Genomic DNA, 21,079 nt, shown 5'->3' with positions numbered 1-21,079 from the left:
TTAACCCACCCGCAGTTTTTGATTAGCGGCGGTCAAACGGTTACCGTTACTCGCGGCCACATCTAAATCGCGGCTCACCAGCAAAAGCACCTGTGCCGCCACATCACCCATCAGCGCTTTATAGCTGCCGATACCGCGAGCAAACACGTTGTAAATCACTACTGCCGGGATGGCGGCAACCAGACCAATCGCGGTGGCCAACAGCGCCTCAGCGATCCCCGGCGCGACGACGGCCAGATTGGTGGTTTGCGTTTGCGCAATACCGATAAAGCTGTTCATGATGCCCCAGACCGTACCGAACAGCCCAACAAAGGGGGCTACCGCTCCGACCGTTGCCAGATAGCCGTTACCGCGCCCCATATGGCGACCGGCCGCCGCTACGCGACGCTCCAGACGGAAGGCGGTACGTTCTTTGATGCCATTATTGTCATCAGAACGTGCAGAAAGGGTTAACTCATTTTGCGCATCGGCCAGCAATATCGCCGCTGTGCTGTCGACTTTGAAGGCCTCAACGATATCTGCCGCATCATCTAAGGTGCGCGCCTGCTCCAACGCCGTGTATTCACGACGCAGGCGACGTTTGGCACCCACCAGCTCGACGCTTTTACCAAAAAAGATTGCCCAGGTGATCACGGAAGCCAGCAGCAAACCGATCATGACGGTTTTCACCACCACATCCGCGTGCTGATACATGCCCCAGACGGAAAGATCAGTTTTCATGATGTTGCCCGCACTGCCCTGCGGCAGAGCCAACGGCGATACAGGCGCCGCCGCAGCATCTGCAACGACGGGTTCTGCCGACAAAGGCGTCGATGCCGCAGCGGGGCTGGCGGTAGCCTTGTTCGCTGCGGGCGTATTAGTAACGGGCGTAGAGGCAGGTGCCGCGAACGCATTTCCACTTAGTCCTGCTGACGTGACCAGCCCCGCCGTTAAAACCACAGCCGTCAACATGCTACGGGAAAATGCGCTGAACGCGCCGCGATGTGTAAGCCAGGCTGGCAATGCCTGGAAAGTAATATGACCGACAGCCGTTTTCACGCTGTGCCTCCACCTATACCAATGAATAGTACAACACCAATGAGCAGTGTAACGAATCGACGGGAAATTATATCAAACTGAGCACGAATTGATAGTAGTTCTCATTATTATTTATGTGTTTTGAGCACAAAAACCATGATATAGCTAAACGACTTAATTTTGATTACATTATTTAAATGAGCTATTCAATTGATTTTAGACGTAAAGTGATATCTACACGGAAAAACGAAGGGTTGAGTATCCGAGAAACAGCGAAGCAATTTCGGATTGGCCCTGCCTCTGTATCGAGTTGGATTAATCAAATAGAGTCAAAAGCATCGACCACGCGTCAGCGAAAGATCGATAAATCCGAGTTGATAAAAGATGTTGAACAATATCCAGATGCTTACCAAAAAGAACGTGCAGAGCGTTTTGGCGTTTGTCAGAAGGCCATTTGGCAAGCGCTTAAAAAGCTGGGATTGACCTATAAAAAAAACTCTACGTCATCCGAAAGCCGACGAAAACGCCCGGCAGGGATTTCAACAAAAAAAACAACAGTATGAAAAAGAAGGTAAATCTATTGTTTTTATTGATGAAAGTGGTTTTTCACACGATGCCCCACGGACTCACGGCTATTCCCCAAAAGGTCAACGGTGTTTTGGCCTGAAGAACTGGGGAGCTAGGGGAAGAACAAATGTTATCGGCGCTTTATTAGGCACAACGCTGTTTGCTATCGGATTATTTGATATCAATATTAACAGCGATGTTTTCTATGCCTGGGTCACACAAGTCCTTATCCCAGTACTCCCTAAAAACAGTGTAATCATGATGGACAATGCCACTTTTCACAAAAAACATAATATTCAACAAGTCATCATCGATGCAGGGTATATGGTGGAGTATTTGCCTACATATTCGCCAGATCTTAACCCAATTGAGCATAAATGGGCACAAGCAAAAAGCAAAAAAAGAGAGATGGGTTGCGATACAGAGAGTTTGTTCTCAGTCCATATGGTGTAATCAAAATTAAGTCGCTTGGCTATATCAATAAGGGAAAACACTGATTTGGTATGACGTCTTCGACGGGTCTGCCAATTTGCCAGTGCTGAAACAACAAAAGTCGCATTCTGTGATCGACTTTGAGTTATTACACCATTGTTGCGTAGAGAACGGGCTTTGTTGAATAAATCGAACTTTCAGGGGATCGCCGGATCAAAGCACTATCATCGCTCCCGATAGCAGCTCCCCATGGCAAAGCAAAAGTTTAAAATCACCAACTGGCCCACCTACAACAAAGCACTCAGACAACGCGGCTCCCTGACGGTCTGGCTTGATGAGTCGGCCATCGCTGCATGGACTGACAGTGCTTCGCATGAAGGTCGTGGTCGGCCGCTTTACTACACCGATATGGCTGTTACCACGGTTTTGATGATAAAGCGCGTGTTTAACCTGTCGCTCCGGGCATTACAGGGCTTTGTCGACTCGGTTTTTACACTGATGAGCCTGCCACTGCGCTGCCCGGACTACTCTCTGGTCAGTCGGCGGGCAAAAACCGTCAGTATAGCTAAGCGACATTATTTTGATAACAGCCAGCTATGCTTCTTTGCCACATATCAGGGCATCGGCTGTAATCATTTTTAAGTCGGTTGGCTATATCAGCATAAAAACGCCAACGCGTGGTGAAATCTCGCATCTGGTCATCGACAGTACCGGTCTGAAGGTCTTTGGCGAAGGTGAATGGAAAGTCAGGCAGCATGGGGCTGACAGACGAAGAGTGTGGCGCAAGCTTCATCTGGCAGCAGACAGTGCGACGCATGAGATTATCTGTGCCGACTTATCGCTCAGCGGAACGACAGATGCGCAGGCACTGCCGGGCCTGATTAACCAAACCCACCGAAAAATCAGGGAAGTGTCAGCAGACGGTGCTTATGACGCCCGTTACTGCCACGATGCGTTGCTAAGAAAGAAAATCATGCCCCTTATCCCGCCGCGAAGCGGAGCCAAATACTGGCCGGACAAGTACCATGAACGTAACCATGCGGTGGCGAATCAGCGTCTGAGCGGGAGTAATGATATGTGGAAAAAGAAAGTGGGTTATCACCGGCGTTCAGTGGCAGAAACAGCGATGTTCCGCATAAAAACTTTGCTGGGTGGCCATCTGAGCCTGCGTGACTATGAGGCTCAAGTAGGTGAAGCCATAGCGATGGTCAAAGCGCTGAACCGTATGACGTTGTTGGGTATGCCACACAGCGTCAGGATAGGATAACAGGTGTAGCAGAGGGAGTCATCCTGTCGGCTAATTCTGATTTATTCAACAAAGCCGTCCAAAAGCCTAAGAATCTGCGTCGGCGAAAAAAATGTATTCGGGAAAGAAAAGACAGACCACTCGAAAAGGGCTTATTATGACTGACGAAACAAGGCAAATTGGATTTATCCCCATGAGCAAAAATGGGCGCCGTCACGATAAACGCTTACTCGATAAAGTCGATATAATTCGCCATATTCCTCCTGAGGTAACCATCTGGGCAGATACCGGTTTTCAAGGTATAGATAAACAGCATCCTAATACACAAATCCCAAAAAAAGGAACTCGAAAAAGACCTTTATCGCCTGAACAAAAACAAGAAAATAAAATAATCTCGGGCATCCGTATTACAGTTGAACACGCCATCGCGGGTATCAAGCGCCTCGGTTGCATGACCCAAATTTTACGGAATCGTAGACCCTTTATTGAGAGTCTGTAAAGAATTTTGTGTAAATGGCTCCATTGCTTAACCGGAGATTCGTTCTCCATACATCAACATGAATTGGCTCATAGCAGGTTTCCAGTCTCTGATTGGCAAGGTCCATTTAGCAGAGATATTATGCAAGGCTAGATAGAGTAATTTTATCACCGAGTCATCCGTTGGAAATATTCGTCGCGTTTTCGTTATCTTGCGCAATGAAGCATTTAACGACTCTATCGCGTTGGTGGTGTAGATAACCTTGCGGATCTCCGGCGGAAAGTCAAAAATGACGATGAGACGTTCCCAATTATTTCTCCACGACGGGCTGATCGTCGGGAACTGTTCATCCCATTTGGCCGCGAAGGCATCCAGGGCCTCTTCAGCGCCCTCTAGCGTTGCGGAACTATAGATGGTGCGCAGGTCAGCAGCAACGGCCTTACGCTCTTTCCAGCCGACGTAGCGCAGCGAGTTCCGCACCTGATGCACAATGCAGAGCTGTACCCGCGTATGCGGGTAAACAGCTTCAATGGCATCAGGAAAGCCTTTCAGGCCATCGCAGCAGGCGACGAAGATGTCCTTTAGCCCACGATTTTTCAGTTCTGTCATCACAGATAACCAGAACTTGGCCCCCTCAGTTTTGGCTATCCATAGCCCCAGCAGCTCTTTTTCGCCCTGGCCGTTGACGCCGAGGGCCAGATAAACAGACTTGTTGGCCACGGCTCCGCCGTCCTGGCTTTTGACAACAATACAGTCAAGGTAAACAATGGGATAAAGCGCATCCAGCGGCCGTTGCTGCCAGCGCTTAACTTCATCCATCACAGCATTGGTCACTTGAGAAATGAAGCCAGCGGAAACATCGACCCCGTAGACTTCTTTAAAGTGTGCCTGAATATCACGGGTTGATAACCCTCTGGAATAGAGAGAAATAATGCGGTCATCGAAGCCGTTAAGCTGTTTTTCGTGCTTACCGATCAGTGTCGGCTCGAAGGTACTGTTGCGGTCGCGCGGAATATCGAGCTCGATCTCCCCATTTTGGCTACGTACGCTCTTGGATGTCTTGCCATTGCGTGAGTTGCCTGAATGATTACCAGCCGGGTCATGCTTAGCATACCCAAGGTGCATCTCCATCTCAGCTTCAAGAACCCGTTCCGCCAGTCTTTTAGTCAGCACCTTGAGTAGGCCTGATTCACCCAGCAGATCCTGAGGGGAGTGACAATCTTGAAGCAGTTGGTCAATAAGTTCGTTGCTGATAGGCATTTTGTTATCCTTTGAAGGTTTTCCTCAAAATGCCATTTACACAGATTATTTTACAGTCTCTTTATTGATGATACCTTCTTACTCCTTAGCGCCGGTCTTTGGAATTTCCATCTCAGAACAGCGTAAAATTTACTTCAATCACCGAAACACCCTTATTTCACTATTAAGCAACACGCTTTATGTCTTGAACTCCGCGCTCTCCTGGCCGGAGCCGGTTGCCATTATCTGTATGGTGACCTTTACCTTTGTCGGTGCCGCCGTCAGTTACCGCGCCTGTTCGCATATTGCCGTGAGCATGGTGACCTTTCGCCTGCCTGAAAGCGGCAAGCGCCTATGCAGCTTTCTGACCAATATGCTGATGCTACTGATCAGCGGGTTTATCCTCTATTACAGCACGCAACTTTGCATCGAACTGTGGGAACAGCCCGTGGCTGAATTTCGGGTACTGACAGCCGGCGAGACCTATCTGCCGCTGCCGATCGGCTCTTTAATCACGCTGCTGTTTATTGTCGAAAGAATATGCTTTGGTCCACAGGATAAACGTCCTGTCGTGATGCTGGGCAGCGCTTAATTCGGAGGCATTACCATGGATGCATTTATTTTAGTTGCCGCGCTGGCGGTGCTTCTCGCCGTTGGCGTACCCGTCGCCTATGCCGTGGGGCTTAGCGCCATTGTCGGCGCATTCTGGATTGATCTGCCGCTTGAAGCGGTGATGATCCAGATAACCAATGGGGTGAACAAATTCTCCCTGTTAGCCATTCCGTTCTTTATTCTGGCCGGAGCCAGCATGCGCGGAAGGCGGTATCGCCCGTCGGTTGCAGACACCGCCTCCATCGGCTCAGTAATGATTCCTGAAATGGAGAAAAAAGGGTATCCGCGTGATTTTGCCGCCGCCGTGACCGCCAGCGGTTCGGTACAGGCTATCCTAACGCCGCCTAGCCATAACTCGGTCATCTACTCGCTGGCCACCGGCGGCACCGTATCCATCGTCTCGTTGTTTATCGCGGGTATCATGCCTGGGCTGCTGCTGAGCTTTACCATTATGGTGATGTGCGTCGGGTTTGCCCATAAACGCGGCTATCCCAAAGGTGAGCGGGTGCCTTTCAAGCAGGCGCTGAAAATCTTTGTTGATACGCTGTGGGGGCTGATGACCGTGGTCATCATCATGGGGGGGGATCCTCTCAGGGATCTTCACCGCCACCGAATCCGCGGCGATTGCCTGCGTATGGTCGTTCTTTGTCACCATGTTTATCTACAAAGATTATACCTGGGCAGAGCTGCCGAAGCTGATGTACCGCACCGTGAAAACCGTCACCATCGTGATGATCCTGATCGGTTTTGCTGCGGCCTTCGGCGCTATCATGACCTACATGCAGTTACCGAGTCGCATTACCGACTTCTTCACCTCTATCTCGGATAACAAATACGTCATTCTGATGTGGATCAACATCATGCTGCTGGTCGGCACGCTGATGGATATGGCCCCGCTGATCCTGATCCTGACGCCGGTACTGTTGCCTGTCGCCATTTCACTCGGGGTCGATCCGGTGCATTTCGGGATGATCATGTTGGTTAACTTAGGGATTGGTTTGATCACACCGCCGGTGGGTTCCGTGCTGTTTGTTGCCAGTGCCGTAAGTAAACAGAAAATAGAGCAGGTGGTAAAGGCGATGGTGCCGTTCTACTGTGGCCTGTTCTTCGTCTTGATGCTGGTCACCTACATTCCCGCCATTTCCCTGTGGCTGCCTAAATTTTTCTGCGTTCATACCGGGTATAGCCAAGCGACATTATTTTGATAACAGCCAGCTATGCTTCTTTGCCGCATATCAGGGCATAGGATGTAATCATTTTTAAGTCGGTTGGCTATAACTCGGTTTCAATGCCGCCAGCCCTTCTGGTAAGAGGGGCTGGCACTTCCCTACTTTCTCCAGCATGACATCATTTCTACCTCTTCAAAAACAGTGACTCTGACCATTTTTCTCCCAGATGAAAAAAACGCCATCCCCCTCGTCTTCACACCATGCTAACGTAACCGCTTCCATTCTCTTTGGTGAAACAGATATGAGCAGCAAGAAAACAGCAACGGCGCTAGTTTCAGCAGGACGCAGCAAAAGATACACACAGGGATCGGTCAACAGCGTTATCCAACGCGCCTCATCGCTGATTTTTGAGACGGTTGCCGACAAGAAACAGGCCACCCTCAACCGGACCAAAGGTGGCCTGTTTTACGGACGTCGCGGCACCCTGACACACTTCTCCTTGCAGGATGCGATGACGGAACTGGAAGGCGGCGCGGGCTGTGCGCTGTATCCATGCGGCGCAGCGGCGATCGCCAATGCGTTCCTCTCATTTGTTTCAGGCGGTGATCATGTACTGGTGACCGGTTCCGTCTACGAACCGACCCAGGCGTTCTGCGATAACGTGCTGAGCAAATTCAATGTTGCTACCAGCTACTTTGATCCACTTATCGGTGCCGGTATTGCCGACCTGATTCAGGAAAACACCAAAGTGATGTTCCTCGAATCACCCGGTTCCATCACCATGGAAGTACACGATGTGCCAGCCATCGTCAGCGCAGTGCGTCGCGTTAACCCCGACATCGTCATCATCATGGATAACACCTGGGCGGCGGGCATTCTGTTTAAAGCACTCGAGTTTGGGATCGATATCTCCGTGCAATCCGGCACCAAATATATCGTTGGCCACTCAGATGCCATGCTGGGTACCGCCGTTGCCAACGCACGCTGCTGGGATCAGTTGCGTGAGCACTCCTATCTGATGGGACAAATGGTCGATGCCGATACCGCGTACGTCGCCAGTCGTGGCCTGCGCACTCTCGGAATCCGCCTCAAGCAGCATCAGGAGAGCAGCCTGCGCATCGCCCACTGGCTCGCCCAACGGCCAGAAGTCGCCGTCGTCAACCATCCGGCACTGCCGAGCTGTAAAGGACATGAGTTTTATGTGCGTGATTTCACCGGATGTAACGGATTGTTTTCCTTTGTGCTAAAGCAAAAGCTGAGCAAGGAGCAGTTGTCCGATTATCTGGATAATTTTTCGCATTTCAGCATTGCCTATTCCTGGGGTGGTTTCGAATCCCTTATCCTGGCTAATCAGCCGGAGGATCTGGCTTCGATTCGTCCCGCGGGTGGCGTTGACTTCACCGGCACACTTATTCGGTTACATATCGGGCTTGAAGACTGCGATGATCTGATCGATGATTTGACGGCCGGATTCAACAGAATTCACAAAGTGTGACTGCGATATCCCTTGATATGGCTGCGGTGGTGTGTGTAAAGCGTGTATGATGAACGGAATAAGCAAGACAAAAAAACCGCTTTACACGAATAACAGAGCTTATGTCTGTCGCCGAAAGGCGTTCGTATTGGCGACACTAAGATCTTGGCCCTACGCTATTGCTTAGCGACACAGATTGATCCGTTCGACATTTGTGCGAGCAGAATTGTACTTTGGGCCCCTACACCTGGCAGGAAGTAATATGAGTGTGGTTCACGACATCATTCAGGCGCTGTGGCAACAAGATTTCAGTGCGTTGGCCGATCCCAATGTTATCTGGGTTATCTACGGCATTCTGTTTGCGACATTATTTCTGGAAAATGGCTTGCTACCGGCCTCGTTTCTGCCGGGAGACAGCCTGCTGCTGCTCACCGGGGCCATGATCGCCAAAGGCGTGATGAGCTTCGTGCCTACCATGTTTCTGCTTACCGTCGCAGCCAGTCTAGGCTGCTGGCTCAGCTACCTGCAAGGTCGCTGGCTGGGAGATACGCGTATCGTGAAAGGGTGGCTGCTGCAACTGCCTGCACATTATCATCAACGCGCCTACCATATGTTCCACCGTCACGGTCTCGTGGCGTTGCTGATTGGGCGTTTTCTGGCTTTTATCCGCACCCTATTGCCAACCATGGCAGGCATTTCTGGCCTCAACAGCCTGCGTTTTCAGCTGTTTAACTGGCTAAGCGGCTTTCTGTGGGTGTTTGGTATTGTCACACTGGGTTATGCCCTCAGCCATGTACCGCTGGTCAAACGCTATGAAGACCAGGTGATGACCGCCCTGATCATTCTCCCCATTGTTTTGCTGATCAGTGGATTAGTTGGCATGCTGGTGATGTTGTGGCACAGAAGGCGCTCCGCTGCCTAACACAGTACCTCTCCAGGCTCTTCTTCAACGGTACCCGCTACTCTCTGATTTTCTTGATGTTACGCGCAAGAAAAGCAGGTGCCGTTATATCTCCTCGCCGCTTTGCTGCTATTTTCGGCTAGACTTAACCGACATGTCCTGTCCATTACGAACAGGGTTGAAGGGATACCATTCATCACCGTATCCGGTGGCTGAAATCCAACCGAGCCCTTGCCGACCCCGGCAGGGAAGATTCTCGAATATAGCCAACCGACTTAAAAATGATTACATCCTATGCCCTGATATGCGGCAAAGAAGCATAGCTGGCTGTTATCAAAATAATGTCGCTTGGCTATAAAGGAGAATGACATGACAACGCAACCCATGATCAAACTGGCCGACGGCAACATTATGCCGCAGCTCGGCCTGGGCGTGTGGCAAGCGACACACGATCAAACGATGGCCGCAGTGAGCGATGCGCTACACAGCGGTTACCGGGCCATTGATACCGCCGCGATTTACAAAAACGAAGCAGGCGTCGGAGAGGCGCTACAGGCCAGCACGCTGCCCCGCGACCAGCAGTTTATCACCACCAAACTGTGGAATACCGATCAGTCCGATCCGCAAAAAGCGCTGGAAGAGAGCCTGCAAAAGCTGCGGCTGGATTTTGTCGATCTCTATCTGATCCACTGGCCAGTGCCGGATCAGGATACTTACGTTGATGCCTGGCGCGGCCTGCTGCGTTTACAGGAGCAGGGGCTGGTGAAAAGCATTGGCGTGAGCAATTTTCATCCACACCATTTACAACGCCTGAAAGCAGAAACCTGCGTATTCCCCGTCATCAATCAGGTTGAGCTACACCCCCTGTTCCAGCAACGCCAATTACACGCCTGGAATGCCACGCACCAGATTCAAACTGAGTCATGGAGTCCGCTGCACAAGGAGGAGAAGGAGTATTCGATCAGCCGCTGATCCGTCAGCTTGCGCTGAAATACGGCAAAACGCCTGCGCAAATCGTGATCCGCTGGCATCTGGATTCCGGTCTGGTGGTGATCCCCAAATCCGTTACCTCCACGCGCATCCGTGAAAATTTCGATGTGTTCGATTTCCGTCTCGACAAAGACGAACTGTGCGAAATCGCCAAGCTGGATGCGGGCAAACGACTGGGACCCGATCCGGATGTTCCACGCACCACGTTTCCGACTAAAGACTAATGTAGTTTCCGCCACTGCGTGTGGCGGAAATCCTTTTTTCCGCGGCTCTAACCTGCCTTCTAAAGATCGCTATAAAATAACAATCAGAATCCCCTCCAACATTAACAGACACCAAACGAGCGCCCCGCATCCGTTGATAAGGTATAGCCAAGCGACTTAATTTTGATTACACCATATGGACTGAGAACAAACTCTCTGTATCGCAACCCATCTCTCTTTTTTTGCTTTTTGCTTGTGCCCATTTATGCTCAATTGGGTTAAGATCTGGCGAATATGTAGGCAAATACTCCACCATATACCCTGCATCGATGATGACTTGTTGAATATTATGTTTTTTGTGAAAAGTGGCATTGTCCATCATGATTACACTGTTTTTAGGGAGTACTGGGATAAGGACTTGTGTGACCCAGGCATAGAAAACATCGCTGTTAATATTGATATCAAATAATCCGATAGCAAACAGCGTTGTGCCTAATAAAGCGCCGATAACATTTGTTCTTCCCCTAGCTCCCCAGTTCTTCAGGCCAAAACACCGTTGACCTTTTGGGGAATAGCCGTGAGTCCGTGGGGCATCGTGTGAAAAACCACTTTCATCAATAAAAACAATAGGTTTACCTTCTTTTTCATACTGTTGTTTTTTTTGTTGAAATCCCTGCCGGGCGTTTTCGTCGGCTTTCGGATGACGTAGAGTTTTTTTTATAGGTCAATCCCAGCTTTTTAAGCGCTTGCCAAATGGCCTTCTGACAAACGCCAAAACGCTCTGCACGTTCTTTTTGGTAAGCATCTGGATATTGTTCAACATCTTTTATCAACTCGGATTTATCGATCTTTCGCTGACGCGTGGTCGATGCTTTTGACTCTATTTGATTAATCCAACGCGATACAGAGGCAGGGCCAATCCGAAATTGCTTCGCTGTTTCTCGGATACTCAACCCTTCGTTTTTCCGTGTAGATATCACTTTACGTCTAAAATCAATTGAATAGCTCATTTAAATAATGTAATCAAAATTAAGTCGTTTAGCTATATCATCAATAAAGGGTCTACGATTCCGTAAAATTTGGGTCATGCAACCGAGGCGCTTGATACCCGCGATGGCGTGTTCAACTGTAATACGGATGCCCGAGATTATTTTATTTTCTTGTTTTTGTTCAGGCGATAAAGGTCTTTTTCGAGTTCCTTTTTTTGGGATTTGTGTATTAGGATGCTGTTTATCTATAGCCAAGCGACATTATTTTGATAACAGCCAGCTATGCTTCTTTGCCGCATATCAGGGCATAGGATGTAATCATTTTTAAGTCGGTTGGCTATATACCTTGAAAACCGGTATCTGCCCAGATGGTTACATCAGGAGGAATATGGCGAATTATATCGACTTTATCGAGTAAGCGTTTATCGTGACGGCGCCCATTTTTGCTCATGGGGATAAATCCAATTTGCCTTGTTTCGTCAGTCATAATAAGCCCTTTTCGAGTGGTCTGTCTTTTCTTTCCCGAATATATTTTTTTTCGCCGACGCAGATTCTTAGGCTTTTGGACAGGTCGCTCTGTCCCATCAATAAAGACGTCTTTAACCCCAGGAAAGGCGCGAAAAAATTCCTCAGCAGAGCGAATTTGACGAGCGGGCAAAACACATTCTCGCCCCAAGGTCATCTCTAAAACCGGCAATAATATTTTTACCCAGCGACATACCCGTGTTCTATCTAAACCAAAAAGAAGTCCTTGCAAATCATAGGTCGGATAACATTTTAAATACAATAAAATAAAAAGCAGTTTATCTAATGGGGTTGGGATAAATCCTTTCTGGAGACTGTAAAATAATCTGTGTAAATGGCATTTTGAGGAAAACCTTCAAAGGATAACAAAATGCCTATCAGCAACGAACTTATTGACCAACTGCTTCAAGATTGTCACTCCCCTCAGGATCTGCTGGGTGAATCAGGCCTACTCAAGGTGCTGACTAAAAGACTGGCGGAACGGGTTCTTGAAGCTGAGATGGAGATGCACCTTGGGTATGCTAAGCATGACCCGGCTGGTAATCATTCAGGCAACTCACGCAATGGCAAGACATCCAAGAGCGTACGTAGCCAAAATGGGGAGATCGAGCTCGATATTCCGCGCGACCGCAACAGTACCTTCGAGCCGACACTGATCGGTAAGCACGAAAAACAGCTTAACGGCTTCGATGACCGCATTATTTCTCTCTATTCCAGAGGGTTATCAACCCGTGATATTCAGGCACACTTTAAAGAAGTCTACGGGGTCGATGTTTCCGCTGGCTTCATTTCTCAAGTGACCAATGCTGTGATGGATGAAGTTAAGCGCTGGCAGCAACGGCCGCTGGATGCGCTTTATCCCATTGTTTACCTTGACTGTATTGTTGTCAAAAGCCAGGACGGCGGAGCCGTGGCCAACAAGTCTGTTTATCTGGCCCTCGGCGTCAACGGCCAGGGCGAAAAAGAGCTGCTGGGGCTATGGATAGCCAAAACTGAGGGGGCCAAGTTCTGGTTATCTGTGATGACAGAACTGAAAAATCGTGGGCTAAAGGACATCTTCGTCGCCTGCTGCGATGGCCTGAAAGGCTTTCCTGATGCCATTGAAGCTGTTTACCCGCATACGCGGGTACAGCTCTGCATTGTGCATCAGGTGCGGAACTCGCTGCGCTACGTCGGCTGGAAAGAGCGTAAGGCCGTTGCTGCTGACCTGCGCACCATCTATAGTTCCGCAACGCTAGAGGGCGCTGAAGAGGCCCTGGATGCCTTCGCGGCCAAATGGGATGAACAGTTCCCGACGATCAGCCCGTCGTGGAGAAATAATTGGGAACGTCTCATCGTCATTTTTGACTTTCCGCCGGAGATCCGCAAGGTTATCTACACCACCAACGCGATAGAGTCGTTAAATGCTTCATTGCGCAAGATAACGAAAACGCGACGAATATTTCCAACGGATGACTCGGTGATAAAATTACTCTATCTAGCCTTGCATAATATCTCTGCTAAATGGACCTTGCCAATCAGAGACTGGAAACCTGCTATGAGCCAATTCATGTTGATGTATGGAGAACGAATCTCCGGTTAAGCAATGGAGCCATTTACACAAAATTCTTTACAGACTCCCTTTCTGCCCTGCACCCATCTGCCGCTCGTGATCTTTTCGATTCTTTTTCCGATAAATCAAATAACAAGCTGAAAATTCAGCGGCTAAATTTTTCAATTCTTCGACTGATAATCCAATGATTGCTTTACATAAACGATTATCTCGTAACAACCGCTCTTTGTTGATCATTTCAAACCTTTATTCTCTAAGTTAAACCTCTTTTTATTCTCAATAGCCTGACAAAAAATGCAAGTCTCTATTCAGCAACTAGTTTAATGTCATACGTTAACAAAGCCGTCATTTGCTAAACAATAGACGTAAAAAAACCGGGTTGCCCCGGTTTTTTTAACCCACCGCTGATGATTACTCAGCAGCAGCGGTTTCTTCTGCTTGTGCAACTGAACGATCAACCAGCTCGATGTAAGCCATCGGCGCGTTGTCGCCTGCACGGAAGCCACACTTCAGAATGCGAGTGTAACCACCGGTACGGCTCGCGAAACGCGGGCCCAGTTCATTAAACAGTTTTCCCACGATCTCGTTATCACGAGTACGGGCGAATGCCAGACGACGATTAGCAACGCTGTCGGTCTTGGCAAGAGTAATCAGCGGTTCAACAACACGGCGCAGCTCTTTTGCTTTTGGCAGGGTCGTCTTGATGATCTCATGACGAACCAAAGAGCCAGCCATGTTACGGAACATAGCCTGACGATGGCTGCTGTTACGGTTCAGTTGACGACCACTCTTACGATGGCGCATGACCTTATCCTTCTCAGTAAAACCTTAACCTGTGACCGGGTTATTCATCAGCAATGCTTGCCGGCGGCCAGTTTTCCAGGCGCATGCCCAGAGAAAGACCACGTGAGGCGAGCACATCTTTAATCTCGGTAAGAGATTTTTTACCCAGGTTAGGCGTTTTCAGCAATTCAACCTCGGTACGCTGTACCAGATCACCGATGTAGTGGATAGCTTCTGCCTTGAGGCAGTTAGCAGAGCGGACAGTCAATTCCAGATCGTCAACAGGGCGCAGCAGGATCGGATCGAATTCTGGTTTATCTTCTTTCACTTCAGGCTGACGTACATCACGTAAATCAACAAAAGCTTCCAGTTGTTCAGCCAGAATGGTTGCCGCACGGCGCATCGCCTCTTCAGGATCGATCGTGCCATTGGTTTCCATTTCGATGACCAGCTTGTCCAGGTCGGTACGTTGTTCAACACGAGCTGCTTCAACATTGTAGGCAATACGCTCTACCGGGCTGTAGCAAGCATCGACCAACAAACGGCCAATCGGGCGCTCATCTTCATCCGTATGAATACGGGCAGAAGCCGGCACATAACCACGACCACGTTGAACTTTGATACGCATGCTGATAGCTGCGTTTTCATCGGTCAGATGGCAGATCACGTGCTGCGGCTTGACGATTTCGACATCACCATCATGGGTGATGTCTGCTGCAGTCACAGGGCCAATGCCAGATTTATTCAGGGAAAGGATAACTTCATCTTTGCCCTGAACTTTCACCGCCAGCCCTTTCAGGTTGAGCAGGATTTCCAGGATATCTTCCTGTACGCCTTCTTTGGTGCTGTACTCGTGCAGTACACCATCAATATCAACCTCTGTCACCGCGCAACCTGGCATGGATGAAAGCAGAATACGGCGCAGTGCGTTGCCAAGCGTATGGCCGAAACCACGCTCTAACGGCTCAAGGGTGACCTTGGCGTGCGTCGAACTTACTTGCTCGATATCGACCAGGCGCGGTTTTAGAAACTCTGTCACAGAACCCTGCATTGTGTCCTCTCTTTGGTACTAAGCTTTACTTGGAGTAAAGCTCGACGATCAGGTGTTCATTAATGTCCGCAGACAGATCGGTACGTTCAGGAATACGTTTGAACACACCTTCCATCTTGGCAGCATCAACTTCCAGCCAAGTCGGCTTTTCACGCTGTTCAGCCAGCTCCAATGCTGCTTTCACGCGAGATTGCTTTTTAGCTTTCTCACGGATGCTGACGACATCATTCGGTGATACCTGATAAGAAGCGATGCTGACAACGCGACCGTTTACCATAACAGCTTTGTGGCTTACCAACTGACGCGCTTCCGCACGAGTGGCGCCGAAGCCCATACGATAAACCACGTTATCCAGACGCCCTTCAAGCAGTTGCAGCAGGTTTGCACCTGTGTTGCCTTTCAGACGAGCAGCTTCTTTATAGTAGTTACGGAATTGACGCTCCAGAACACCGTAGATACGGCGAACTTTTTGTTTCTCACGCAACTGCACGCCGTAATCAGACAGACGCGGTTTACGCGCACCGTGCTGACCATCGATCTTACACTTGGAATCGATCGCGCGAACACCGGACTTAAGGAACAGGTCGGTGCCTTCACGACGGCTCAGCTTGAGCTTAGGACCCAAATATCTAGCCATTTTCTTTCTCCAACTATCCTAAAAGCGGCGTTATACGCGACGCTTTTTCGGCGGACGACAACCGTTATGGGGGATCGGAGTCACATCAGTAATATTAGTGATGCGGAAACCAGCCGCGTTCAGAGCGCGGATAGTAGACTCACGGCCCGGACCAGGTCCTTTAACCATAACTTCCAAGTTCTTGATACCGCATTCTTTCACGGCTTCAGCGCAACGTTCAGCAGCAACCTGAGCAGCGAACGGCGTAGATTTACGAGAACCACGGAAACCGGAACCACCGGCTGTTGCCCAACCCAGCGCGTTACCCTGACGATCGGTAATGGTCACGATGGTGTTGTTAAAAGAAGCATGGATATGAGCCACACCGTCAGAAACTTGTTTTCTTACACGCTTACGTGCACGAATAGGTGCTTTTGCCATTATTCAATCACCCCGATTATTTCTTGATCGGTTTACGCGGACCCTTACGGGTACGGGCGTTGGTCTTAGTACGCTGACCGCGCACTGGCAGACCACGACGATGACGCAAACCGCGATAGCAACCAAGGTCCATCAGACGCTTGATGCTCATGCTGATTTCACGGCGCAGATCACCTTCGACAACGAATTTGGCAACTTCTACACGCAGCGTTTCGATTTGCTCTTCAGACAGCTCACTGATCTTAACATCTTCAGCAATACCCGCCGCAGCACAAATGGCCTTGGAACGAGTCTTACCGACGCCATAGATCGAGGTTAACGCGATCACGGCATGTTTCTGATCAGGAATGTTAATGCCTGCTATACGGGCCACTATGCACTCCTATTATTCAATATGTACGCTCCATGCTGAAAAGCCCGTTTTCAGGATACTCAAATGGAAACGCACAGACATACAAAAGATTGGCTGGCTAATCTAGCCAGCTCAATCCAACTTTGCAAGAAAAATATGCGAGATAATCAGCCTTGGCGCTGTTTATGCTTCGGCTCGGCGCTGCAAATCACACGAACGACACCGTTACGCTTAACGATTTTGCAGTTACGACATAATTTCTTGACGGAAGCACGAACTTTCATTTTTACTCTCCGTAACTTCTCAAGCAATCCAATTAGCGGTTATAGCCTTTCAGATTTGCTTTCTTCAATGCAGACTCATACTGACTCGACATCATCAGAGTTTGCACTTGAGCCATAAAGTCCATGATGACCACGACGACGATCAACAGGGATGTACCCCCAAAATAGAAGGGGACCTTCATCGCATCACGCATGAACTCCGGGATCAGGCAGATAAAGGTAATGTACATTGCGCCGACCAGAGTCAGGAGGGTCATCACCTTATCGATGTATTTCGCCGTTTGCTCTCCCGGACGAATTCCTGGCACGAATGCACCGGACTTCTTCAGGTTATCTGCTGTTTCGCGCGGGTTGAAAACCAACGCCGTGTAGAAGAAACAGAAGAAGATGATTGCAGTCGCATAGAGTAGCACATAAAGCGGTTGTCCGGGCTGCAAATACATCGAAATAGTTGTCAGCCAGTTCCAACCGGTACCGCCCCCAAACCACGATGCAATCGTCGCAGGGAACAGGATGATGCTGGAGGCGAAAATTGCCGGGATAACCCCTGCCATATTCACTTTCAGCGGTAAGTGCGTACTCTGTGCTGCATAAACCCGACGACCTTGCTGACGCTTGGCGTAGTTAACGACGATACGACGCTGACCACGTTCAATGAAAACAACGAAGAAGGTTACTGCAAACACTAAAACTGCAACCAACAGCAGCACGAGGAAGTTCAGGTCGCCTTGCCGAGCTTGCTCGATAGTGTGGGCAATTGCCGGCGGTAAGCCCGCAACGATACCCGCAAAGATCAAGATAGAGATACCGTTACCGATACCGCGCTCAGTAATCTGTTCGCCCAGCCACATCAGGAACATGGTCCCGGTCACCAGACTTACAACAGCCGTAAAGTAAAATGCAAAGCCCAGATTAATCACCAGTCCCTGCATTCCTGGCATATTCGGTAAACCGGTAGCAATACCGATTGACTGGAATATGGCCAGTACCAACGTACCGTAACGGGTGTACTGGCTAATCTTGCGACGGCCAGCCTCCCCTTCTTTCTTGATTTCCGCCAACGTGGGGTGAACCACTGTCAGCAACTGGATAATAATAGAGGCCGAAATGTACGGCATAATACCCAGCGCGAAGATAGAAGCACGGCTGAGAGCACCACCAGAGAACATGTTAAACATTTCAATGATGGTGCCACGCTGTTGTTCGAGCAATTTGGCAAGCACAGTGGCATCAATACCAGGGATCGGAATAAAAGAGCCGATACGGAAAACGATGAGCGCGCCGATTACAAACAGCAGTCTGCGTTTCAGCTCGCCAACGCCACCCTTAGCACTTTGAAAATCTAATCCTGGTTGCTTAGCCATCTGCTACTTATTCCTCAATGTTACCGCCAGCAGCTTCGATAGCAGCACGCGCGCCTTTGGTCACACGCAGACCACGAATCGTTACCGGGCGGGAAACTTCACCAGACAGGATCACTTTCGCGAACTCGATCTGAACGCCAATAACGTTAGCAGCCTTCAGCATGTTCAGGTCAACGACGTCGCCATCAACGCGAGCCAGATCGGACAGACGGATTTCCGCTGTGATCATCGCTTTGCGAGAGGTAAAGCCGAATTTCGGCAGACGACGATACAACGGCATCTGACCACCTTCGAACCCACGACGTACGCCACCACCAGAACGAGACTTCTGACCTTTGTGACCACGACCGCCGGTTTTACCGAGGGCAGAACCGATACCACGACCCAAACGCTTCGGCGCGTGCTTCGCGCCTTCGGCCGGAGACAGAGTATTCAAACGCATCTGTTACTCCTCCACTTTAACCATGTAGTAAACCGCGTTGACCATACCGCGTACAGCAGGCGTATCTTCACGCTCAACGGTATGACCAATACGACGCAGACCCAGGCCAAGCAGTGTTGCCTTATGTTTCGGCAGACGACCGATTGCACTACGGGTTTGAGTAATCTTAATAGTCTTAGCCATGGTCAATTATCCCAGAATGTCGTCAACGGATTTGCCACGCTTGGCAGCAACCATTTCCGGGGAATTCATATTACCCAAGCCATCGATAGTTGCACGAACCACGTTAATCGGGTTGGTGGAACCATAGGCTTTAGCCAATACGTTATGAACCCCAGCAACTTCCAGAACGGCGCGCATTGCACCGCCGGCAATGATACCGGTACCTTCGGAAGCCGGCTGCATGAATACGCGAGACCCAGTGTGAGCACCTTTAACCGGGTGCTGCAGGGTGCCGCCATTCAGCGCGACATTCAACATGTTGCGACGGGCTTTTTCCATCGCTTTCTGGATTGCTGCCGGAACTTCACGCGCTTTCCCGTAACCAAAACCAACGCGGCCGTTGCCATCACCCACTACAGTCAGTGCGGTGAAGCTGAAAATACGACCACCTTTAACGGTTTTAGATACGCGATTTACCGCGATCAGCTTTTCCTGCAGTTCGCCAGCTTGTTTTTCGATGTGTGCCATCTTACACCTCTACCTTAGAACTGAAGGCCAGCTTCACGAGCAGCATCTGCCAGTGCCTGGACGCGACCATGATATTGGAACCCGGAACGGTCAAAGGACACATCTTTAATGCCTTTTTCCAATGCGCGCTCAGCGACTGCTTTACCTACAGCAGCAGCGGCATCTTTGTTGCCGGTGTACTTCAGTTGTTCTGCGATAGCTTTTTCTACAGTAGAAGCGGCTACCAGGATTTCAGAACCGTTCGGTGCGATAACCTGCGCATAAATATGGCGAGGGGTACGATGTACCACCAGGCGAGTCGCTCCCAATTCCTGGAGTTTGCGACGTGCGCGGGTTGCACGACGGATACGAGCTGATTTCTTATCCATAGTGTTACCTTACTTCTTCTTAGCCTCTTTGATACGCACGACTTCGTCGGCGTAACGGACACCCTTGCCTTTATAAGGCTCAGGACGACGGTAAGCGCGCAGATCAGCTGCAACCTGACCGATAACCTGCTTATCAGCACCTTTCAGTACGATTTCAGTTTGAGTCGGGCATTCAGCTGTGATACCAGCCGGCAGCGCGTGGTCAATCGGGTGTGAGTACCCCAGAGACAAATTCACGACATTGCCTTTAACTGCGGCACGGTAACCTACGCCAACCAGTTGAAGCTTCTTGGTGAAGCCTTCGGTAACACCGATAACGACTGCGTTCAGCAGTGCACGCGCGGTGCCTGCCTGTGCCCAACAGTCTGAAAAACCTTCGCGCGGAGCGAAATTCAGAGCGTTGTCAGCCACAGTAACTTCAACAGCGTCGTTGATGGTGCAAGTCAGCTCGCCGTTTTTACCCTTGATCGAAATAACCTGACCGTTGAGTTTTACCTCTACGCCGGCAGGAATAACGACGGGTGCTTTAGCAACACGAGACATTCTTTCCTCCGATTAAGCTACGTAGCAGATAATCTCGCCACCAAGACCAGCTTGGCGCGCTGCACGATCGGTCATAACACCTTTAGAGGTAGAAACAACCGCGATTCCTAAACCAGCCATAACTTTAGGCAGCTCATCTTTTTTCTTATAGATGCGCAGACTTGGGCGGCTGATACGCTGAATGCTTTCTACCACTGCCTTGCCCTGGAAGTATTTCAGAGAAATTTCCAGTTCAGGCTTGGTATCGCCTTCGATTTTGTAATCTTGAATATAACCTTCTTCCTTAAGCACTTTGGCAATTGCCACTTTCAGCTTGGAGGAAGGCATGGTGATCGCAACTTTGTTCGCGGCCTGACCGTTGCGTATACGGGTCAGCATGTCCGCGATCGGATCTTGCATGCTCATCTGTCTTTACTCCCGTGATTCAATTGGTGACAATTACCAGCTAGCCTTTTTCAGACCCGGAATTTCACCGCGCATGGCGGCTTCACGGACCTTGATACGGCTCAACCCGAACTTCCGCAGGAAAGCGTGCGGACGACCTGTCTGGCGGCAGCGGTTACGCTGACGGGACGGGCTGGAATCACGCGGCAGAGTCTGCAGCTTGAGAACAGCATCCCAACGATCTTCGTCGGATGAGTTAACATTGGAGATGATAGCTTTTAATTCAATGCGTTTAGCAAAGAATTTGTTAGCCAATTTCACGCGTTTGACTTCGCGTGCTTTCATGGATTGCTTAGCCATTAGTAAC

The 21,079-nt window shown here is 49.7% G+C and carries 29 protein-coding genes and 4 pseudogenes; 12 read left to right on the top strand and 21 right to left on the bottom strand.

Annotated elements, in window-relative coordinates:
- Complete coding sequence (exbB, locus tag ACQGXV_RS14200) at nt 1-1,038, bottom strand: tol-pal system-associated acyl-CoA thioesterase (protein WP_440866706.1); 1,038 nt, start codon at nt 1,036-1,038, stop codon at nt 1-3.
- A 176-nt stretch (nt 1,039-1,214) separates the two neighbouring features.
- Between exbB and ACQGXV_RS14195 the strand changes: the two genes are divergently transcribed.
- The 4 genes and pseudogenes from ACQGXV_RS14195 (at nt 1,215) to ACQGXV_RS14180 (ending at nt 3,761) form a co-directional block, all read left to right on the top strand.
- A complete protein-coding gene (locus ACQGXV_RS14195; protein ID WP_440866705.1) occupies nt 1,215-1,580 on the top strand; it encodes an IS630 transposase-related protein in 366 nt (121 codons plus the stop codon).
- Nucleotides 1,504-2,037: an IS630 family transposase gene (locus tag ACQGXV_RS14190; protein WP_440867426.1), complete on the top strand. Its 534-nt coding sequence runs from the start codon at nt 1,504-1,506 to the stop codon at nt 2,035-2,037. The genes ACQGXV_RS14195 and ACQGXV_RS14190 overlap by 77 nt, the downstream gene beginning before the upstream one ends.
- Before the next feature lie 228 nt (nt 2,038-2,265).
- Nucleotides 2,266-3,283, top strand: a pseudogene (locus ACQGXV_RS14185) (IS5 family transposase); the annotation flags it as partial.
- A gap of 91 nt (nt 3,284-3,374) precedes the next feature.
- Nucleotides 3,375-3,761, top strand: coding sequence for a transposase family protein (locus tag ACQGXV_RS14180; RefSeq protein WP_440866704.1), 387 nt, complete (start codon nt 3,375-3,377; stop codon nt 3,759-3,761).
- Nucleotides 3,762-3,788: 27 nt separating this feature from the next.
- Here the strand turns inward: ACQGXV_RS14180 and ACQGXV_RS14175 are convergent, their stop codons facing one another.
- Nucleotides 3,789-5,000, bottom strand: coding sequence for an IS256 family transposase (locus tag ACQGXV_RS14175; RefSeq protein WP_440862551.1), 1,212 nt, complete (start codon nt 4,998-5,000; stop codon nt 3,789-3,791).
- A 178-nt stretch (nt 5,001-5,178) separates the two neighbouring features.
- On the opposite strand from ACQGXV_RS14175, the pseudogene ACQGXV_RS14170 reads away from it, so the two are divergent.
- From ACQGXV_RS14170 to dkgA, 7 genes and pseudogenes are all read left to right on the top strand, one after another.
- Nucleotides 5,179-5,571, top strand: a pseudogene (locus ACQGXV_RS14170) (TRAP transporter small permease); the annotation flags it as partial.
- 15 nt (nt 5,572-5,586) lie between these two features.
- Nucleotides 5,587-6,114, top strand: a pseudogene (locus tag ACQGXV_RS14165) (TRAP transporter large permease subunit); the annotation flags it as partial.
- A gap of 61 nt (nt 6,115-6,175) precedes the next feature.
- The gene (locus ACQGXV_RS14160) at nt 6,176-6,796 is read left to right on the top strand and encodes a TRAP transporter large permease subunit (RefSeq protein WP_440867425.1); all 621 of its coding nucleotides are present in this window, start codon (nt 6,176-6,178) and stop codon (nt 6,794-6,796) included.
- A gap of 265 nt (nt 6,797-7,061) precedes the next feature.
- Entirely contained in the window at nt 7,062-8,255 is a 1,194-nt protein-coding gene (metC, locus tag ACQGXV_RS14155) for a cystathionine beta-lyase (RefSeq protein ID WP_440866703.1), read from the top strand.
- A 241-nt stretch (nt 8,256-8,496) separates the two neighbouring features.
- A complete protein-coding gene (locus tag ACQGXV_RS14150; RefSeq protein WP_440866702.1) occupies nt 8,497-9,156 on the top strand; it encodes a DedA family protein in 660 nt (219 codons plus the stop codon).
- A 157-nt stretch (nt 9,157-9,313) separates the two neighbouring features.
- Nucleotides 9,314-9,493, top strand: a complete 180-nt coding sequence (locus tag ACQGXV_RS14145; protein WP_440866701.1) for a hypothetical protein — start codon at nt 9,314-9,316, stop codon at nt 9,491-9,493.
- Between the two features lie 11 nt (nt 9,494-9,504).
- Nucleotides 9,505-10,349: pseudogene (gene dkgA, locus ACQGXV_RS14140) on the top strand (2,5-didehydrogluconate reductase DkgA).
- A 166-nt stretch (nt 10,350-10,515) separates the two neighbouring features.
- On the opposite strand, the gene ACQGXV_RS14135 reads toward dkgA, so the two are convergent.
- The 4 genes from ACQGXV_RS14135 to ACQGXV_RS14120 form a co-directional block, all read right to left on the bottom strand.
- Complete coding sequence (locus tag ACQGXV_RS14135; protein WP_440862665.1) at nt 10,516-11,049, bottom strand: IS630 family transposase; 534 nt, start codon at nt 11,047-11,049, stop codon at nt 10,516-10,518.
- Nucleotides 10,973-11,338, bottom strand: coding sequence for an IS630 transposase-related protein (locus ACQGXV_RS14130; protein ID WP_440862584.1), 366 nt, complete (start codon nt 11,336-11,338; stop codon nt 10,973-10,975). Before ACQGXV_RS14130 ends, ACQGXV_RS14135 begins: the two co-directional genes overlap by 77 nt.
- A complete protein-coding gene (locus ACQGXV_RS14125; protein WP_440866700.1) occupies nt 11,339-11,572 on the bottom strand; it encodes a transposase family protein in 234 nt (77 codons plus the stop codon).
- Between the two features lie 82 nt (nt 11,573-11,654).
- The gene (locus ACQGXV_RS14120; RefSeq protein ID WP_440867424.1) at nt 11,655-12,119 is read right to left on the bottom strand and encodes a transposase family protein; all 465 of its coding nucleotides are present in this window, start codon (nt 12,117-12,119) and stop codon (nt 11,655-11,657) included.
- A 93-nt stretch (nt 12,120-12,212) separates the two neighbouring features.
- On the opposite strand from ACQGXV_RS14120, the gene ACQGXV_RS14115 reads away from it, so the two are divergent.
- Entirely contained in the window at nt 12,213-13,424 is a 1,212-nt protein-coding gene (locus ACQGXV_RS14115) for an IS256 family transposase (RefSeq protein WP_440862551.1), read from the top strand.
- Between the two features lie 27 nt (nt 13,425-13,451).
- Here ACQGXV_RS14115 and ACQGXV_RS14110 read toward each other — a convergent pair whose 3' ends face one another.
- The 15 genes from ACQGXV_RS14110 to rpsN form a co-directional block, all read right to left on the bottom strand.
- The gene (locus ACQGXV_RS14110) at nt 13,452-13,631 is read right to left on the bottom strand and encodes a hypothetical protein (protein WP_440862896.1); all 180 of its coding nucleotides are present in this window, start codon (nt 13,629-13,631) and stop codon (nt 13,452-13,454) included.
- Between the two features lie 174 nt (nt 13,632-13,805).
- Nucleotides 13,806-14,198 carry a 50S ribosomal protein L17 gene (gene rplQ, locus ACQGXV_RS14105; protein ID WP_440866699.1) on the bottom strand — a complete coding sequence of 131 codons (393 nt, stop codon included), beginning with the start codon at nt 14,196-14,198 and terminating at the stop codon, nt 13,806-13,808.
- Nucleotides 14,199-14,238: 40 nt separating this feature from the next.
- The gene (locus ACQGXV_RS14100; RefSeq protein ID WP_440866698.1) at nt 14,239-15,228 is read right to left on the bottom strand and encodes a DNA-directed RNA polymerase subunit alpha; all 990 of its coding nucleotides are present in this window, start codon (nt 15,226-15,228) and stop codon (nt 14,239-14,241) included.
- 25 nt (nt 15,229-15,253) lie between these two features.
- Nucleotides 15,254-15,865 carry a 30S ribosomal protein S4 gene (gene rpsD / locus ACQGXV_RS14095; protein ID WP_440866697.1) on the bottom strand — a complete coding sequence of 204 codons (612 nt, stop codon included), beginning with the start codon at nt 15,863-15,865 and terminating at the stop codon, nt 15,254-15,256.
- 30 nt (nt 15,866-15,895) lie between these two features.
- Entirely contained in the window at nt 15,896-16,285 is a 390-nt protein-coding gene (gene rpsK, locus ACQGXV_RS14090; protein ID WP_439232651.1) for a 30S ribosomal protein S11, read from the bottom strand.
- Between the two features lie 16 nt (nt 16,286-16,301).
- Entirely contained in the window at nt 16,302-16,658 is a 357-nt protein-coding gene (gene rpsM / locus ACQGXV_RS14085) for a 30S ribosomal protein S13 (protein ID WP_222158725.1), read from the bottom strand.
- A 146-nt stretch (nt 16,659-16,804) separates the two neighbouring features.
- Nucleotides 16,805-16,921 (bottom strand): 50S ribosomal protein L36, encoded by a 117-nt coding sequence (rpmJ, locus tag ACQGXV_RS14080; protein WP_002227352.1) that lies wholly within the window; start codon nt 16,919-16,921, stop codon nt 16,805-16,807.
- Nucleotides 16,922-16,953: 32 nt separating this feature from the next.
- The gene (gene secY / locus ACQGXV_RS14075; RefSeq protein ID WP_440866696.1) at nt 16,954-18,285 is read right to left on the bottom strand and encodes a preprotein translocase subunit SecY; all 1,332 of its coding nucleotides are present in this window, start codon (nt 18,283-18,285) and stop codon (nt 16,954-16,956) included.
- A gap of 7 nt (nt 18,286-18,292) precedes the next feature.
- Nucleotides 18,293-18,727: a 50S ribosomal protein L15 gene (gene rplO, locus ACQGXV_RS14070; protein ID WP_440866695.1), complete on the bottom strand. Its 435-nt coding sequence runs from the start codon at nt 18,725-18,727 to the stop codon at nt 18,293-18,295.
- Between the two features lie 3 nt (nt 18,728-18,730).
- Nucleotides 18,731-18,910: a 50S ribosomal protein L30 gene (gene rpmD / locus ACQGXV_RS14065; RefSeq protein WP_038016616.1), complete on the bottom strand. Its 180-nt coding sequence runs from the start codon at nt 18,908-18,910 to the stop codon at nt 18,731-18,733.
- 6 nt (nt 18,911-18,916) lie between these two features.
- Nucleotides 18,917-19,417, bottom strand: a complete 501-nt coding sequence (gene rpsE, locus ACQGXV_RS14060; protein WP_440866694.1) for a 30S ribosomal protein S5 — start codon at nt 19,415-19,417, stop codon at nt 18,917-18,919.
- Nucleotides 19,418-19,431: 14 nt separating this feature from the next.
- Nucleotides 19,432-19,785 carry a 50S ribosomal protein L18 gene (gene rplR, locus ACQGXV_RS14055; RefSeq protein ID WP_080884204.1) on the bottom strand — a complete coding sequence of 118 codons (354 nt, stop codon included), beginning with the start codon at nt 19,783-19,785 and terminating at the stop codon, nt 19,432-19,434.
- A 9-nt stretch (nt 19,786-19,794) separates the two neighbouring features.
- Entirely contained in the window at nt 19,795-20,328 is a 534-nt protein-coding gene (rplF, locus tag ACQGXV_RS14050; RefSeq protein WP_440866693.1) for a 50S ribosomal protein L6, read from the bottom strand.
- Nucleotides 20,329-20,340: 12 nt separating this feature from the next.
- Nucleotides 20,341-20,733, bottom strand: a complete 393-nt coding sequence (rpsH, locus tag ACQGXV_RS14045) for a 30S ribosomal protein S8 (protein ID WP_222158730.1) — start codon at nt 20,731-20,733, stop codon at nt 20,341-20,343.
- Nucleotides 20,734-20,766: 33 nt separating this feature from the next.
- Complete coding sequence (gene rpsN, locus ACQGXV_RS14040) at nt 20,767-21,072, bottom strand: 30S ribosomal protein S14 (protein ID WP_222158731.1); 306 nt, start codon at nt 21,070-21,072, stop codon at nt 20,767-20,769.
- Nucleotides 21,073-21,079: the final 7 nt, after the last annotated feature.

Origin of the sequence: Symbiopectobacterium purcellii (assembly GCF_052050035.1) — a bacterium.
In the GTDB taxonomy this organism is placed as follows: Bacteria; Pseudomonadota; Gammaproteobacteria; order Enterobacterales; family Enterobacteriaceae; genus Symbiopectobacterium; species Symbiopectobacterium purcellii_A.
Note: the sequence above shows the minus strand (reverse complement) of the source record. Positions and strands in the feature narration are given on the sequence as shown.

Bases quoted from the DNA above. Each gene is read 5' to 3' on its own strand.
- ACQGXV_RS14195 (WP_440866705.1), top strand. From the start codon at position 1,215: ATGAGCTATTCAATTGATTTTAGACGTAAAGTGATATCTACACGGAAA.
- ACQGXV_RS14180 (WP_440866704.1), top strand. From the start codon at position 3,375: ATGTATTCGGGAAAGAAAAGACAGACCACTCGAAAAGGGCTTATTATG.
- ACQGXV_RS14175 (WP_440862551.1), bottom strand. From the start codon at position 5,000: ATGCCTATCAGCAACGAACTTATTGACCAACTGCTTCAAGATTGTCAC.
- metC (WP_440866703.1), top strand. From the start codon at position 7,062: ATGAGCAGCAAGAAAACAGCAACGGCGCTAGTTTCAGCAGGACGCAGC.
- ACQGXV_RS14150 (WP_440866702.1), top strand. From the start codon at position 8,497: ATGAGTGTGGTTCACGACATCATTCAGGCGCTGTGGCAACAAGATTTC.
- ACQGXV_RS14130 (WP_440862584.1), bottom strand. From the start codon at position 11,338: ATGAGCTATTCAATTGATTTTAGACGTAAAGTGATATCTACACGGAAA.
- ACQGXV_RS14115 (WP_440862551.1), top strand. From the start codon at position 12,213: ATGCCTATCAGCAACGAACTTATTGACCAACTGCTTCAAGATTGTCAC.
- ACQGXV_RS14110 (WP_440862896.1), bottom strand. From the start codon at position 13,631: ATGATCAACAAAGAGCGGTTGTTACGAGATAATCGTTTATGTAAAGCA.
- rplQ (WP_440866699.1), bottom strand. From the start codon at position 14,198: ATGCGCCATCGTAAGAGTGGTCGTCAACTGAACCGTAACAGCAGCCAT.
- ACQGXV_RS14100 (WP_440866698.1), bottom strand. From the start codon at position 15,228: ATGCAGGGTTCTGTGACAGAGTTTCTAAAACCGCGCCTGGTCGATATC.
- rpsD (WP_440866697.1), bottom strand. From the start codon at position 15,865: ATGGCTAGATATTTGGGTCCTAAGCTCAAGCTGAGCCGTCGTGAAGGC.
- rpsK (WP_439232651.1), bottom strand. From the start codon at position 16,285: ATGGCAAAAGCACCTATTCGTGCACGTAAGCGTGTAAGAAAACAAGTT.
- rpmJ (WP_002227352.1), bottom strand. From the start codon at position 16,921: ATGAAAGTTCGTGCTTCCGTCAAGAAATTATGTCGTAACTGCAAAATC.
- secY (WP_440866696.1), bottom strand. From the start codon at position 18,285: ATGGCTAAGCAACCAGGATTAGATTTTCAAAGTGCTAAGGGTGGCGTT.
- rplO (WP_440866695.1), bottom strand. From the start codon at position 18,727: ATGCGTTTGAATACTCTGTCTCCGGCCGAAGGCGCGAAGCACGCGCCG.
- rpmD (WP_038016616.1), bottom strand. From the start codon at position 18,910: ATGGCTAAGACTATTAAGATTACTCAAACCCGTAGTGCAATCGGTCGT.
- rpsE (WP_440866694.1), bottom strand. From the start codon at position 19,417: ATGGCACACATCGAAAAACAAGCTGGCGAACTGCAGGAAAAGCTGATC.
- rplR (WP_080884204.1), bottom strand. From the start codon at position 19,785: ATGGATAAGAAATCAGCTCGTATCCGTCGTGCAACCCGCGCACGTCGC.
- rplF (WP_440866693.1), bottom strand. From the start codon at position 20,328: ATGTCTCGTGTTGCTAAAGCACCCGTCGTTATTCCTGCCGGCGTAGAG.
- rpsH (WP_222158730.1), bottom strand. From the start codon at position 20,733: ATGAGCATGCAAGATCCGATCGCGGACATGCTGACCCGTATACGCAAC.
- rpsN (WP_222158731.1), bottom strand. From the start codon at position 21,072: ATGGCTAAGCAATCCATGAAAGCACGCGAAGTCAAACGCGTGAAATTG.